At 38.4% G+C, this 14,883-nt stretch carries 16 protein-coding genes and 1 tRNA gene; 8 read left to right on the forward strand and 9 right to left on the reverse strand.

Annotated elements, in window-relative coordinates; all coding sequences use genetic code 11:
* Positions 1–17 precede the first annotated feature (17 nt).
* Both RMB03_RS05430 and ycaC read right to left on the reverse strand, forming a co-directional pair.
* Entirely contained in the window at positions 18–992 is a 975-nt protein-coding gene (locus tag RMB03_RS05430) for a LysR substrate-binding domain-containing protein (RefSeq protein ID WP_311074479.1), read from the reverse strand.
* 19 nt (positions 993–1,011) lie between these two features.
* A complete protein-coding gene (gene ycaC / locus RMB03_RS05435; protein WP_003653981.1) occupies positions 1,012–1,638 on the reverse strand; it encodes an isochorismate family cysteine hydrolase YcaC in 627 nt (208 codons plus the stop codon).
* A 277-nt stretch (positions 1,639–1,915) separates the two neighbouring features.
* Here ycaC and RMB03_RS05440 point away from each other — a divergent pair, with 277 nt between their 5' ends.
* The 4 genes from RMB03_RS05440 to RMB03_RS05455 all read left to right on the forward strand — a co-directional run bounded on the left by RMB03_RS05440 (position 1,916) and on the right by RMB03_RS05455 (position 5,783).
* Entirely contained in the window at positions 1,916–2,788 is an 873-nt protein-coding gene (locus tag RMB03_RS05440; protein ID WP_311074483.1) for a pirin family protein, read from the forward strand.
* A gap of 430 nt (positions 2,789–3,218) precedes the next feature.
* Complete coding sequence (locus RMB03_RS05445; protein WP_044425777.1) at positions 3,219–4,517, forward strand: FAD-dependent oxidoreductase; 1,299 nt, start codon at positions 3,219–3,221, stop codon at positions 4,515–4,517.
* 4 nt (positions 4,518–4,521) lie between these two features.
* Positions 4,522–5,349, forward strand: a complete 828-nt coding sequence (locus tag RMB03_RS05450; RefSeq protein ID WP_311074487.1) for a class I SAM-dependent methyltransferase — start codon at positions 4,522–4,524, stop codon at positions 5,347–5,349.
* A gap of 8 nt (positions 5,350–5,357) precedes the next feature.
* Positions 5,358–5,783: a GFA family protein gene (locus tag RMB03_RS05455; RefSeq protein WP_311074488.1), complete on the forward strand. Its 426-nt coding sequence runs from the start codon at positions 5,358–5,360 to the stop codon at positions 5,781–5,783.
* Positions 5,784–6,022: 239 nt separating this feature from the next.
* On the opposite strand, the gene RMB03_RS05460 is transcribed toward RMB03_RS05455, so the two are convergent.
* Complete coding sequence (locus tag RMB03_RS05460) at positions 6,023–6,400, reverse strand: hypothetical protein (protein WP_003653970.1); 378 nt, start codon at positions 6,398–6,400, stop codon at positions 6,023–6,025.
* Positions 6,401–6,697: 297 nt separating this feature from the next.
* Between RMB03_RS05460 and RMB03_RS05465 the strand changes: the two genes are divergently transcribed.
* A complete protein-coding gene (locus tag RMB03_RS05465; protein WP_311074491.1) occupies positions 6,698–7,210 on the forward strand; it encodes a DUF2059 domain-containing protein in 513 nt (170 codons plus the stop codon).
* Between the two features lie 124 nt (positions 7,211–7,334).
* Here the strand turns inward: RMB03_RS05465 and RMB03_RS05470 are convergent.
* The 3 genes from RMB03_RS05470 to RMB03_RS05480 all read right to left on the reverse strand — a co-directional run bounded on the left by RMB03_RS05470 (position 7,335) and on the right by RMB03_RS05480 (position 9,115).
* Positions 7,335–7,410: transfer RNA gene (locus tag RMB03_RS05470), tRNA-Thr, on the reverse strand.
* 110 nt (positions 7,411–7,520) lie between these two features.
* Positions 7,521–7,847, reverse strand: coding sequence for a gamma-glutamylcyclotransferase family protein (locus RMB03_RS05475; RefSeq protein ID WP_311074493.1), 327 nt, complete (start codon positions 7,845–7,847; stop codon positions 7,521–7,523).
* 23 nt (positions 7,848–7,870) lie between these two features.
* Positions 7,871–9,115, reverse strand: coding sequence for an MFS transporter (locus RMB03_RS05480; RefSeq protein WP_311074494.1), 1,245 nt, complete (start codon positions 9,113–9,115; stop codon positions 7,871–7,873).
* Positions 9,116–9,254: 139 nt separating this feature from the next.
* On the opposite strand from RMB03_RS05480, the gene RMB03_RS05485 reads away from it, so the two are divergent.
* Positions 9,255–10,166, forward strand: a complete 912-nt coding sequence (locus tag RMB03_RS05485) for a LysR family transcriptional regulator (RefSeq protein WP_311074496.1) — start codon at positions 9,255–9,257, stop codon at positions 10,164–10,166.
* Between the two features lie 11 nt (positions 10,167–10,177).
* Here the strand turns inward: RMB03_RS05485 and RMB03_RS05490 are convergent, their stop codons facing one another.
* Positions 10,178–11,062 carry a DMT family transporter gene (locus tag RMB03_RS05490; RefSeq protein ID WP_311074498.1) on the reverse strand — a complete coding sequence of 295 codons (885 nt, stop codon included), beginning with the start codon at positions 11,060–11,062 and terminating at the stop codon, positions 10,178–10,180.
* A gap of 228 nt (positions 11,063–11,290) precedes the next feature.
* Between RMB03_RS05490 and RMB03_RS05495 the strand changes: the two genes are divergently transcribed.
* A complete protein-coding gene (locus RMB03_RS05495; protein WP_311074499.1) occupies positions 11,291–12,034 on the forward strand; it encodes a hypothetical protein in 744 nt (247 codons plus the stop codon).
* A gap of 22 nt (positions 12,035–12,056) precedes the next feature.
* Positions 12,057–12,449 carry a hypothetical protein gene (locus tag RMB03_RS05500; protein WP_035364048.1) on the forward strand — a complete coding sequence of 131 codons (393 nt, stop codon included), beginning with the start codon at positions 12,057–12,059 and terminating at the stop codon, positions 12,447–12,449.
* Between the two features lie 45 nt (positions 12,450–12,494).
* Here the strand turns inward: RMB03_RS05500 and RMB03_RS05505 are convergent, their stop codons facing one another.
* Both RMB03_RS05505 and RMB03_RS05510 read right to left on the reverse strand, forming a co-directional pair.
* Positions 12,495–13,496 (reverse strand): aldo/keto reductase, encoded by a 1,002-nt coding sequence (locus RMB03_RS05505; protein WP_311074502.1) that lies wholly within the window; start codon positions 13,494–13,496, stop codon positions 12,495–12,497.
* Between the two features lie 112 nt (positions 13,497–13,608).
* On the reverse strand, positions 13,609–14,511 hold the full coding sequence (locus RMB03_RS05510) for an AraC family transcriptional regulator (RefSeq protein ID WP_004639845.1): 903 nt from the start codon (positions 14,509–14,511) through the stop codon (positions 13,609–13,611).
* Positions 14,512–14,883 lie beyond the last annotated feature (372 nt).

Here is a 14,883-nt window from a genome sequence, read left to right on the forward strand (position 1 = left end):
AAGAAGTACTCAATGCATTATGAAAATGAATAACCTTGAGTGCTTTCAGGCAAACGTCGCAGTTCATCAATCAGCGTTTCAATGAGTTTTTCGACCACAAGACGTTGGCCTTTTCTGGACACATAAACCAGTTGTAGCATACCAATATTTGACTTCCAGTCAGGAAGAATATGAATAAGTTTGCCTTTACGAATTTCAGATTCAACGGTTAAAAAGGGAAGGTCTGCAATTCCTAGGCCATCCATAACGGCATAGTAGACACCTGCCAAGTCATTACTTTTTATTCGTGGTTGATAAGGCACATCAACCGATTCGCCATTGCGAATATTGCATAAATGCCAGATATAATTTTGCTTTTGGGTTCCCAAACTAATACTTGGAAAATCGTGTAATTCTGAATAATGTTCAATGGTGCGACCTTGAAGTAATTCAGGCGCGGCAACTAAGCAATGATCGGTTTTAATCACATCGCGAACAATTAAATTCGAATCTTCATTGGGTTCGAAATTGGTCCGAATGGCAAGGTCGATGTCATCATGCAAAATATCTACTCGGCGACTTGTAAGTTCAAGAGATATTTCAACTTTAGGGTAGGTTTTTAAAAACTGATTTAAAATTTTTCTAATTTGAAAATGCATCATCAAAGGTGGGCAACTCACTTTTACCAACCCTTGGGGTTCACTTTTTTGCTTTAACAAAACGTTTTCTGCACACTCAACTTGAGCAATAACTTTACAGCATTCTTCATAGAACTCTTGGCCTAAATCGGTCACTTTAAAATGGCGGGTTGTTCTTTGAATCAGGCTGACATTAAATTTATTTTCAAGATCAATAATACGTCGGCTGAGCTTTGACTTACTAATATTTTCGGCTTCGCTGGCCGCACTAAAGCCGCCGTGTTTTACGACCAAATAGAAATAATAAAAATCATCAAAAGAGCTTATCAATTTCAGATCAATCCATTTAAATGCAAGATTAGAATGCTTAAGCACTCTAATCTTGGTTATGTCATTATTTTTGCGATGTATTAAAGCTATAGCTGGTCATAAGGTTACGATAATCAGGAATATGATTTGAGAATAATGCACCTAAACCTTCTACATCATTACGCCAGTCACGGTGTAATTCACATGCCATACCAAACCAAGTCATAAGCTGAGCACCTGCTTTTGACATACGGTCCCAAGCAGCATCACGGGTTAATTCATTGAAAGTACCAGAAGCATCGGTAATCACAAATACTTCAAAGCCTTCTGCTAATGCAGCTAAAGCTGGGAATGCTACACAAACCTCAGTCACAACACCTGCAATAATCAGTTGTTTTTTACCTGTCGCTTTTACAGCTTTTACGAAGTCTTCATTGTCCCATGCATTGATTTGGCCAGGACGTGGAATAAAAGGCGCATCTGGAAAAAGTTCTTTTAATTCTGGAACTAAAGGACCATTTGGACCGTTTTCAAAACTTGTGGTAAGAATAGTAGGTAAATTGAAATATTTCGCAGCATCTGCAAGTGCTAATACATTGTTTTTAAATTTATCTGGATCGATATCTCGAACTAAAGAAAGTAAACCTGCTTGGTGGTCAACTAAAAGAACTGCAGCATTATCCTTGTCTAAACGCACGTAATCTTGAGCCATTTTTTATTTCCTCATGTTATCAAAATGAATGATGAAAAATTATTGAGTAGGTCATCATTGCCTAAAATTATGCTAGTTGAGTTTTATGTTGTGATTAAGTCTAAAAAATAGGATTAAGAATTTTAAAAATAGGACGATAGCCAGAACATATTCTGAAAAGGCACGATTGTCTCATAGATGAAATAATGTGTTGCTAATCCTGATCTATAAACTGCAATTATTGAGGCGTAAAATCAATCTTAGTTCAAGAAAATCCTACATATATAGGAGAGATCAGATGAAGAAATTTCTTGGTGCATATCAAAATAACCAGATGCATTGGGTGGGTGATGGTTTCCCTGTATATAACCTGTTCTCTTATGACCGTTTAGGCCAAACCCTAAGCCCATTTTTGTTACTCGATTATGCAGCGCCTTATACGTTTTCACCAACGACCGAACAGCAAGGTGTAGGCTCACATCCTCACCGCGGTTTTGAAACGGTAACGATTGCCTACCAAGGTGAAGTGACGCATAAAGACTCAAGCGGCGGTGGCGGAACCATTAAAACTGGTGATGTGCAATGGATGACTGCTGGTGCAGGCGTGTTACACGAAGAGTTCCATTCTCCTGAGTTCGCAGAGCATGGTGGTCTTTTTGAGATGGTGCAATTGTGGGTAAATTTACCTGCCAATTCAAAAATGACGCCTGGAAAATACCAAGCGATTGAAGCCAAAGATATTCCAGACATTGCACTAGATGAGCATGGTAGCCATTTGCGTGTGATTGCCGGTGAATATGCAGACGAACAAGGTGCTGCAACCACATTTAGCCCACTAAATGTATGGGATGGCAAACTGGTTAAAGGCCAAAAACATACCCTTTATGTACCTGAAGGTCATACGACGCTTGTTGTGGTGTTAGAAGGGGCCGTTGTGGTTAATGACTCAAACCGCCTTGAAGGTAAAACCGTTGCGATTTTATCTCGTGAAGGCGTTGAGTTCACCCTAAATGCAGAAGAAGACACTAAATTTTTGGTGTTAACAGGTCAACCGCTTAATGAGCCAATTGAAGGTTATGGTCCATTTGTCATGAATACTAAAGCTGAGATTATGGAAGCGATTAATGATTTTAATCGTGGAAAATTCGGTTCAATCATGCAAGAAGGATAAATCGCTCGCGATTAACCGTTAAAGCAAAGTAATAAAAAGCCCGCTATCAAGTGTGAATAGCGGGCTTTTTCGCTGTAAAGGTTCTGTTTTTATGATGGTTGGCATTGTTGTTTCGGCATTGTTTTGTGTGATTGGGTTCTCATTATTGTGATCTCATGATATCCCAAAAAAAGATAGTTGTAAAACAAATGATATAAATATAGTTAAATTATCTTATTTATTTAAAAGATTTTTTTTAAATTTTAAAAGAATATAAGGTTTTATGTGCTTATTTGGTTTTGTAAGAAAATATAAAAAAAGAGATGAGTAAGAAACTAAATATTTTGTATATAAATTCATGTAAAAAATAAAAATCTGGTAGTTTTTAATACGGTGTTTTTTTAGGGTATGAGTGATAATCAAAAAAATTCTCGAAAAATGGGACATCATTTTGAATATCGCAATTATTGGCAGTGGAATGGCAGGTCTTGCGGCAGCAAGAATTCTGAAAGATGCAGGGCATACGATCACGATATTTGAAGCACTTCCTGGCCGGGGAATGGATAGCCATAGTATTGAGTTCGACGGTGGAATTATTGATGCGCCATTGCGTGTTATGAATCCACATTTGTGGAAAAATACACTCAGCCTTGCTGCTCATTTAGGTATTAAAACCTTTCCGGTTCGTACTTATATGTCATGTAGCTGGTTATTTGAAGACCGTACTGAAACATGGTTAACCACATCTCGTAGCCGTATTGGTAATTTCCCGATTATCAATAACCGTAAAGGTATCCAGCAATATGGCTGGCGTCTTGTGAAAGGGATGTTGCAATTAAAAACAGCAATCCACCAGTTTTTCAAATCTAAAAATCAAGATATTACGCTCGCTGAATTTATTAATCAGAACGATATAGAAGAAGTATTCTGGCATGGTGTGGTAATGCCAGTGCTATATACCATTTGTACTTGTAACCCAAAAACAATTGGCGACTGGCCTGCAAAAAATCTACTTGAGTTTTTACGTCACTTAACTGATGGCGACATGTTGTTACGTATGAAAGGTGGTACACCTGCATTTGTAGATAGCTTAATTAAAGATATCGACATCCATAGCGGATCAGCGATTAAGAAAGTTGAATTACAAGGCGAAAAAGTACTGGTTGAAAACAGCCAAGGTGAACAGAATTTATTTGATCGGGTGATTGTTGCAACTCCGACATCTAAGATCGATGAGTTTTTAAACCCTGAACAATTTGCTGAAGATATGAAGCTGCTGAAGCAATTCCGTTTTGAGCAAGGTGATCTTGTGATTCATACAGATGCCACAGTCATGCCACCACGCCGTAAAGACTGGTCGGTGCTTAGCTATATGATGGATCGTAAGTTTACGCGTCAGCAATTCACAGTTTGGATGAATGCAGTTGAACCAACACTCGTTGGTAAAAATCCTGTATTCCAGACTTGGCGTCCAGTCACTGATATTGACCCTAAAAAAGTTATTTCAAAAGTGACCTTAACGCGTGCAGTAGTTGACTCGCAAACAATTGCTTTAAATAAAGAATTGCAACAACGTCATTTAGACTTAAACCGTAAAGTATTCTACTGTGGTTCATGGTCATGTGATGGCTTGCCAATTTTAGAGTCAGCCGTTACTTCTGCAATGCACATTGCTGAAATTTTAGGCGCACCTTTACCATTTGTAGGTTTAAAACCTCAGGTTGAAGTTGCTCCTGAGCTCGGTTACTAAAATTGTGAAAACAAAAGTTCGAGCAGCTCTTTCTAAACTCATTCCCCATAAATATGCAATTGATGCATCAAGTTTGGGAGATGATGAAGAGCTAGCTTGGACAAATTTGGGCTTTTGGAAAAATACCCAAAACTACCGTGAAGCTTGTTGCCAATTGGCTGACCATTTGGCACAAGCTGTCAATTTAAATTCAAAAGATCATCTCTTAGATTTAGGCTGTGGACAGGGTGCAAGTTTATTGCACTGGTTACAACACTATCAGCCTAAAAGCCTTAGTGCAGTTGACCTGCAAGCCCAGTGTGTTAATAAAATTCAAAAAATTATTCCCGAAATAAACCAGATTTACAGTGGTTCATTTTTAAATTTAAAACAATTTGAATTCAAACAATCTTTCGATGTGGTGTTGTGTATCGACGCGGCTTATCACAGCAATTTAAATTCATTTCTAGATTCAGTCACTCCAGTTTTAAATTCAAAAGGCCGATTAGGTTTTCATTACTTAATGAAAGCTGATTCATGTCAAAACATGACAGTCTTACAAGAACAAAAGTATCGCTATCTGCTTAAAGCGGCAGACGTGGTTTGGGACAATGTGCCAAACGAGAAAACGCTAAGAAATGCTTTAGAACAACAAGGTTTTGTCGATATTCAAATTGAAGATTTATCAGAACCTGTATTACTCGGTTTTTCGCAATATATTCAAAATCAACAAGAACAAAACCAAAGCCGCGGATTGGCAAATTTTAAAATTCAAATGACTGCAAAGTTATGCCAACAACTCTACCAAGCTGGATATGTACGTTATATTCAAATCACAGCAATAAAAAAATAGGATGAGCTATGTCAGCTAAATATCAGGGATCGTGTTTGTGTGGAGCTGTGAGTTACCAAAGCGAAGCAGAGCCACGTTATAGCTTTAATTGCCATTGTCGAGATTGCCAGAAGGCGACGGGTTCAGCATATGCGCCAATTGCTTTTTTTCATCAATCGGAATTGAAAGTGAGTGGCGAGCTTAAATATTTTGAGACATTAGGTTCTTCTGGTCGCTCCATTAAAAGAGCTTTTTGCCCAACTTGTGGTTCTCAGCTTTTTGGCTTGCCTGAAATTGCCCCTGAAATGATTTCAATACGTGCAGGAACTTTAGATGCCCCAAGTCTCTATCAGCCTAGGGCGGAAGTCTTTGTGAGCCAAGCCTATAATTGGGATACGCTCAACCCAAACCTTAGACATTTTGAAAAAATGATAGAGAAGAGAAAAGAGGGATAAAAGAGGGATAAAAGTACTCTGACAGGTTCGTACGCTTTTTCGTACATTCATTCGGGAAATTTGCGTCTTCCTATGACTTCATAAATTACCTATGATGCACTTAACGGGAACAGGAAGTTCCAAAACGTAAAACAACAACAATAAGTTTAAGCATCAGGACGTGAGGTATTACAGGAAGTGTACCTAGTAACGAAATACGAAAAAAGCCCAACAGGATGTTGGGCTTTTTTCATTTTGTATTAACGAATTTCTTTTCCACCTAAGGCTGCACAATCAACAGGTGTATTCCATTTCACAGCAGTTCCTGTGAGTACTGGACGAACAATACGCCACGGCCAGAAACCAAATCTTTGGCTTTGATGATAATTAATCACCACATCTGCACCATATTTACGGGCAACAATGGCTAATTTAGGTTTTATTTCTTCAAAACCACCATATGTTCCTTTCGCGGCTTTAATACGTTTAATAGATTTATAGTGTTCTGCTGAAGGAGTACCCTCAATTAAGCAAATTGGTGGGTTTGCAACGTTTTGAATTTGAGATGTGGTGTCTTGGGCATATGTTGTTAAAGGCAACGTTAGAAATAAAGCAGGTAAAATAAAACGGAGTTTCATATTTTTCCTTGTTGGTATCTTAATGAATTAAAGTTTATAAAATAGGTCTTATTAACATGACCTTATTTGGGGGCGCATTATAATCTTATCTTTTTAATATTTCTTATTTTAATCCTATATTTTTTAATAAAGTAGCAGCATCATATTTCGCTTTTAAAAGAATAAATTGGTTTTAGAAAGTTATTTTGAAGTTTAGATTTATAATAAGTGTTTATCTAATTTAAAAAACAAAGTTTTTGACAAAAACTGTCTATCCCAACTATTATCCTTAAAAATATTATTAATATGTTATTAATTATGATGAAGAAAATATTATCTACTTTAGTTGTTGGTTTATGTTTAACAAATCCATCCTTTGCACAGCCTGCTTCTAGTGAGTCTGTAAAAGAATTAATGAAGGTCACAAAATCTCAAGATTTGTATAAACAAATGAGCTCGTACATTGAGCAGATGATTTCAAAAACGATCTCTGAAGTTGAAATGCAACAAGGTAAACCCCTTAATTCCCAACAAAAACAAGTGGTAGCAAATTTTGCAAAAAAATTCTCTAAAATTACTATAGAAGATATGGGTTGGGAAAAACTTGAGCCTGAATTTACGCGTATTTATGTGACAAATTTTACTCAAGAAGAAATCGATGGATTAATTAATTTTTATAAATCACCAGTCGGTCAAGCTGCCATAAACAAAATGCCTCTAGTGATGGAGCAAAGCATGAAGTTGGGTCAAGATTTGACTAAAGACGCTATGCCTAAAATTATAGCAGCGGCAAAAGAGATGGTTACTGAATTGCAGAAATACGAAAAATAATTTGAAGGGTGTAGATCAATCGATCTGCACTTAATTTTTTGGTAATACCTATAAATTTTTGAGTATTATAAAATTTACAGGCAACAAAAAACCCCATAAATCAAATATTCATGAGGTTTAATGATGGTGCCGGCACACGGATTCGAACTGTGGACCTACTGATTACAAGTCAGTTGCTCTACCAACTGAGCTATGCCGGCGATGTGGAATGAATTTTACAGTTTCTTAAAAAAAATACAAGCCAAAAAATGAGCATTTGAATTTTTTCGTTCTATTTTTAAGTGCTTATGCAGTTTAGCTTAAAAATGACTTAGGTTTTCAACACATAGATAAACGAATCAACACGTTCGCCACTATTTAAAGTGACCTGTACAGGTACTCTTTCGTATTCTTCGCCTTCAAAGTCATCAAGTAATTTCCAGTTTGCATTTAAATGTTCCGAACTAAAAACAAAACCTTGAACTTGATTAGTACTATCATCGAGCACAATTCCCGGATAGCCTAAATTGGCTCCCCAACCTTCGTTATGTAAGGTTCCATTTACCCAGCCTTCTGCCCATTGTCCGCCAATATTTTCAAGGATATGAGCGTTAGGTCGGCCCGGGCCTAAAGTGCCATAAACAAATAAACTCGACATGTGAGGTTCCTTTAAATTAAAAATTAATGAGCTTTTGCGTGTGAGGTAGAAACCGCTAAAAATATTCCAAGTAATGAAAGTACAACGGTTAAACCGACTATGGCGCTCCATCCGCCATGTAACCAGAACCAGCCACCTGCCGAGCCAACAATGCTCGAACCCATATAGTAAAACAGTAAATACAGCGAACTGGCGTGGGCTTTGGCTTGTTTGCTTTCAGCACCCACTGAGCTGCTTGTGAGTGAGTGGGTAATGAAGAAACCCGTTGTAATAAATGCAATACCGATAATAATGCCAAAAAGAGAGGTGAGCAGCGTCATGAGACTGCCCACAATCATTAAGGCAAAGCCACTCATCATCATAGTTTTTTTGCCGAAGCGGTCGGCTAGGCCACCTGCTAATGAGGAAGACACCATACCGAAGCTATACGACAAGAAAATAAGGCTAATTTGAGTCTGACTCAGTGAGTAAGGCGCTCCGCTTAAACGGAAAGTAGCGTAGTTAAATAGGGTCACAAATACACTGGTCAGCAAGAATCCAATGGCAAACAGGCGTAGCAATTTGAAATTACTTAAATGGGTACGCCACATTTGTATGTGAAAATCTAAATTCAAACCTTTTTTCTGTACGAAATTACGCGAAGCGGGAAGTAAGTTCAAAAAAGCAATTGAGCAAATAAAACAGATTGCCCCAAGTAAGCCTAAAGCAGTGCGCCAAGAAAAATATTCAATCAAAACGCCCATGCCAACACGGCCCATCATTCCACCAAAAGCCGTACCTGCAATATACAAACCCATGGTTTTACCCAAGTGTTCAGGTGCGATTTCTTCGGCAATCCAAGCCATAGTTACGGCTGGTACGCCACCAAGTAATAGACCTTCTAGTGCTCGAGCTATCAGTAAGCTGTGCCAGTTAGGTGTAAACATCGCCACAATATTAAGAATAGCTGCACACAGCATTGAGCTGAAGATCACACCACGGCGGCCAATCGCTTGTGAAAAAGCGCTCGATAGTACAATTGAAATCGCTAAAAAAGCGGTCGTTAAAGACAAGGCTAAAGAGCTGCTTGCAGGGCTGATCTGGAAGCTTTGGCTAAACGCTGGCAGAAGTGGCTGTACGCAATAAATCAGAGAGAAACTAGCAAAGCCTACCAAGAATAAAGCGAAACCAGCGTGCTTATAGGCTTTAGTACCTTTGTGAATCCACTCGCGGGAAAGAACAGAAGTTGCTTCAGTGCTTAAGGTACTGGGTGTAGATGAAGAGCTCATATCATGACCATGACAGAAAAGAGGTGCAGTGCCTTTCGGCGTGCTTCATCGAGAAAATTCGATAAATTAAAATTAGCAATTTAGATGGTATTTTTCTAATATATTTAACAATAGGTCATGATATGTTTTATATATAGCGATGGAACTCAGACATATACGCTACTTTTTAGCAGTAGCAGAAGAAAAAAACTTTACCAGAGCAGCGCATCGCTTAAACATGAGCCAGCCACCTTTAAGCATGCAAATAAGAGACTTAGAAGAAGAGTTAGGTGCAGATTTATTTATTCGTTCTCCGCATGGGGTGGAACTGACCGAAGCTGGGCTTGCCTTTTTAAATGCCATTCAGCCAGTACAGCAGCGTGTAGAAGATGCAGCGAACTTAGTCAAACAAGTGGCAAATGGTGAAGTTGGCCAATTGCGATTAGGTTTTACAGGCACTTCAATGTTGAATCCTTTAATTCCTAAATGCGTTCGCTATTTTCAGCAGCAATATCCTAAAGTGAATTTAAAGCTTGAAGAAGCTAACACCTTGCTGCTTATCGATTTACTGCTTGAAGATCGTTTAGATGTCGCGATTATTCGGCCTCCAAGTCATATTCCAGAGAGCTTAATTGTTCAAGATTTATTGGCTGAACCTTTAATTGCAGCCTTGCCTTCAGAGTCTTTTAAACTAGACGAGTCATCAAAAGAAATTGATTTAGCTTCCCTGCGAGAGCTTGATTTTATTGTCTCTCCACCTTCAATTAGTGCAGGGCTTTTTGATGCGATCAGACAAGCATGCCAAAGCTGTGGCTTTGAACCTAGAATTGGGCAAAATGCTCCGCAAATTGTGTCAATTTTATCGTTAGTGTCTGCAAACTTGGGGGTGTCTTTGGTTCCAGAGTCGACCAAACAATTACAAATACAGGGTGTGGCTTATCGGTCATTGCAAGCGCCAGTACCTACGGTGGGCTTAGCGCTTGCATATAAAAAACATGCCCCTTCACAAATGGCGATTAATTTTGCTAGTGTGGTGCAAGTGGCTTGCCACCACGCAGAGCAATATAAATGAAATTAGCTAAATTATGATTTAGGCGCTCTATTCATTAAGAAGATGCCTGAAATAATGAAAATCGCGCCATATAAAAAAGATAAAGTCGGTTGCTCATGAATGAAGACCCAAGCCATGAGTGCCGCAAAAATTGGTTCAGAAAGCTCAGTCACTTGTACTTTTGCCGCACTCATATAAGACAAAGCTTTGGTGGTACAGAAAAAGCCAAGAATTGTAGGCAAGACTGCTAAACCAACCAAACCTAAAATGATATCAGTATTAAAGTTTATGCTATGAAAGTTGATTAAAAAGGGAACAGCAAGATAAACACTACCAAAAAGTAATAAGTACTTGGTTAGAAATAAACCACCATTTAATCTGAATTTTTTAATTAATACTGAAAATAAACCATATCCAATACCTGCAATAGAAGCATTGATCAGCATCAATAAACTATTTTCACCTTTCCATGAAATTACACTAATACCTGTTACAGCGAATAATGTTCCAATAATTGAATGAATATAAATACTTTCTTTTAAAACTAACCTGCCAAAAAATAAAGCTGAAATAGCTGCTGAAGCCATTAATACCACGACCACATTGGCCGCAGCACCGTGGTTGTAGGCAATGGTCTCGAAAAAGAATAGAGAGAAAATGCCTAAAAAGGCACATATCGCAATTTGAGCAAAAACACTGAGCTTGCTTGGAGTGCTACTTATGTATGCAATCTTCTGGCTAACAGGGACTTTAAATAAAAAAACACTTAAAAAGAAAAAGGCAATAATGGTTTTTAAAAAGGCAATATCTTGTGGGTTTAAACCACTATGCATGAGTAATTTACTAATCACACCAATAGAGGCATTGAGTGCAGCTGCACAGAGCGCAAATAGAGTTCCGATAATTAAATTATTCACTCTTATAATTCTTCCTAAGTTTTACGCATGCAGTCTACATTATTTTTTGGTTGAATATTCAATTAAAATAATCAGTTAAGATTGAATATTTTCAAAAATTTATTCTGTATGGATTTAACTATTTTTATAAAAACCTAAACTCTTGTAATAGACTTTTGTTGCAGAGAATTGTGATTTGTCGAACTAGCTCATATTATATAATTAGTTAATTATTAAAGAATTTTAAAAATGATTAAATCTGTTATTTCAGGTTGCGCGGTTCTCACACTTTCGGCTTTGTCGGTTACCCATGCAGAGTTTTCTTTTGCACAAGAGCTACAACAAAGCTGTAATAAAGTGAAGCAATACGCGAGATTAGGTAAGAAAAACTACGACCAAAAACAATATAAAAAAGCCCTAGAAAACTTTCAGAATCAAGCCTCTTGGACTGCGTTTTGTAAAGCCAATCAAGATGAAACCACCGTTAAATTTACTGACCGAGATGTTGAAGTTGCTAACAATAACGTGGGTTTAGCCTATGCCAAATTGGGTCAGCCACTTTGGGCAAGATCGTGGTTTATGCTCGATGACAAATCAAAATCTAGCCAATTTAACCTTAAGCAATTACCTGCACCTAAAGCGTCAAATGACTTGTCTGGTGAATATGTCCGTTACTCAGGTTTTGGCGAATGGGACCACATCACGGTAAGCCGTGAGAAGGGGCAATATGCAATCAGCTATGCTGGTTTATATATGGGTCTTAGAAGCTTAATTTACGGCCCGAACATGGGTGAGTTTGGCACCACAATGCCGAGCAATAAAAAGCAAATCGTCTATAAGGATCAAGACTGCCGCATTCAGCTCGATTTTAAAGCCGATGCGAAGTTAGGAAATTACATTCAGGTCAAACAAAACGAGGGTAACTCGGGTTGTGGCTTTGGACACAACGTGTATGCAGACGGAACTTATTTAAAAGTTGAGTCTGGAAAATAACACTAAAAATATAGGGAATTAAATGATGAATATATTTGCACGGTTGCTATTACTTTCTACGATTGCCATTTCATCTCAAATTTATGCCGAGCCAACCAGCACATGCAAAGAAGTGAAATTTCAAAAAGCCGATCAAGCTTGGAGTGGGCACTATTATTTAAATGGTGTGATGGAAGTTGGTTCGGAACTTTTACTTCAGCCAGACGGTAAGTTTAAATGGATGTTAGCTTATGGCGCTTTAGACCAATATGCCGAAGGAACATGGTGGAAAAATGGCAACTGTATTGGTTTAAAACCAGACTCTAAATTCAAAAAGAATTTAAGTATATTTCCTGAAAGTCTGAATATCTCTGAAAAATCGTTAGACGTAACTTGGAACGATGGACGCCAGCAGGGCAGTTATAGCAAAGACTAAATAAAAAAGTCCGACACTAAGTCGGACTTTTTTATAGCTCATATTTTAATGATTGACCGCAGCAAGTTGCTCAGCGTTATAGCGTGCGCCCATGTTTGGGTATCTCGTAATAATTGCGTCGATTTCTGCCAAATCTGCCGCTGTTAAATCAAGGTCTACAGCGCCAGCATTTTCCACAAGTCGCTCGATTTTACGCGTACCCGGAATTGGAATAATGTCGTCACCTTGCGCCAAAATCCAAGCCAAAGCCAATTGAGCCGCTGTCGCATTTTTGCTTTGAGCAAACTCGCTAAATGCTTGCGCCAAGCTTTGGTTATTTTTCCAGTTATCGCCCTGATAACGTGGTAACTGACGACGGAAATCGTTTTCTTCTAGGTTGCCGACATCGAGCGTGTTAGTAATTAAACCACGCGATAGCGGTGAATACGGCACAAGGCTAATGCCTAACTCACGAATGGTTTGCAAATGGGTTTGCTCAAATTCACGGGTGAGGAGCGAATATTCATGTTGAACCGCTGCAATCGGGTGAATCGCATGTGCTTTACGAATGGTTTCAGCCGAAGCTTCACTGAGTCCTAAATAGCGAACTTTACCTTGTTGGACCAAGTCAGCCATTGCGCCAATGGTGTCTTCAACTGGAATATTCGGGTCAATGCGGTGCGCATAATACAAATCAATCACGTCTGTATTTAAGCGCTTTAAACTGTTTTCGACCGCAACTTTAATCCACTCTGGAGAACCGTCGATATAAGACTCTAATGAGTTTTGTGGGTTGAGGTTATCTTCTTTATAGCGAAAGCCAAATTTGGTCGCCAAGAATACTTTGTCGCGGTGTTTTTCTAAAACTTTTGACAGCAAAACTTCGTTTGCGCCGTTGCCGTACATGTCGGCAGTGTCCCAAAAGTTAATGCCGAGGTCTAAGGCTTTTTCTAGGGTTGCAATGCTTTGTGTGTCGTCTGAGGCACCATAGGCAAAGCTCATTCCCATGCAACCTAAACCAAGTGCTGATACTTTTTCGCCTGTTTGTCCTAAAGTTCTATATTTCATTTTTCACACTCTTTTTTGCAAAATCACTTGAGTAGAAAAACTATAAAATGCTTTGGCTCAAACTGACGTATAACATTCAAACCAATAATTATAAAATTCAAACAATCTGTTTTTAGGCCACACAGTCTTCACGGAACTTTTTAGGCGAAAATCCGGTATTTTTCTTAAAGAAATTGGTGAAATATGCTGAATATTCAAAACCTAAGCTATAAGCAATTTCGGAAATATTCCAACTGGTGTGTTGCAATAGCGCTTTGGCTTCTTGCGTAATACGCGAGCTAATATGCTCTGACGTGGTTTTACCTGTGGCTTCTTTTACAGCTCGGTTTAAGTGGTTGACATGCACCGACAGACCATAGGCATAGTCATTTGCAGTTTTGAGTTTAAGCTGGAAATGGGGCGAGTCGATGGGGAACTGGCGCTCTAATAATTCAAAGAACAAATGGCAAATCCGAACCGCAGCATTGCTATGTTTTTCAAACTGTTGGGTCGGTTGCATTTTCATGGCTTCATGCACAATCAGGTGCAAATAGTTTCTTAAAACGTTGTATTTGTGAATATAGTCTGAATTTATTTCAGTCATCATCTTTTTGAAAATAAATGAAATTTCATCAACCTGTTGGTCGTTTAAAAAATATAGTGGGTCGCCGTCGACTTTAAACAGCGGTGAGTCTTTTAAAAAGCTTTGTCTTGATTCTTGGTTTACAAACTCTTCGGTAAATAGGCAAAACCAGCCTGCCTGTTCGGGCGAATTAATTTCCCATGCGTAGGGAACCATTGGATTTGAAAACAGTAAAGCAGGGCGGTCTACCCGAATCCAGCGGTTGGCGTAGTGAAGGTCGCCTGTGCCTAAAACCAGTGAAATTTTATAATAATCGCGGCGGCTATAAGGCGTGAGAAACGAGCAGGCATCGCGCTGGAACACGTTAAAATGTCCAAACGAAGTCGATGGAACCGAGTAATCGCTATCTCTGGTTAAAGAAAAGCGGCGATAAAAATCATGTATGGTTTCCATGTCTTTGCCTGCATGCGTTATCAATTTATTTAAAGTTATAAAATTCAAACTTTATTTACTGTAGCTTTTATTTATAGCGTGATCAATCGGTTCATTTAAGCAGTTTTTAAAGTGAACGATAAATTAACAATGAAATAACCAGACAAACTAAACTTTAAGAAAATATATTGTTAAATCACTATGCCAATGAAAAATAAAAATAATCTTTATAAATGAATAGCGAATATCACATTGACACTCAAAAACTCGCGGATTATCCTTTGCCTGCTGGTCACATTGCCAGTGGGTTTTAGCAGACCCTTTTACACAAGAGTACTAAAAGCTTGCTTTTCAGTACTGGATCCTTACGTCCCCCTTTTTTCTATGGTAGGA

It is taken from the genome of Acinetobacter sp. V91_7 (assembly GCF_031799075.1).
Classification (GTDB): Bacteria; Pseudomonadota; Gammaproteobacteria; order Pseudomonadales; family Moraxellaceae; genus Acinetobacter; species Acinetobacter calcoaceticus.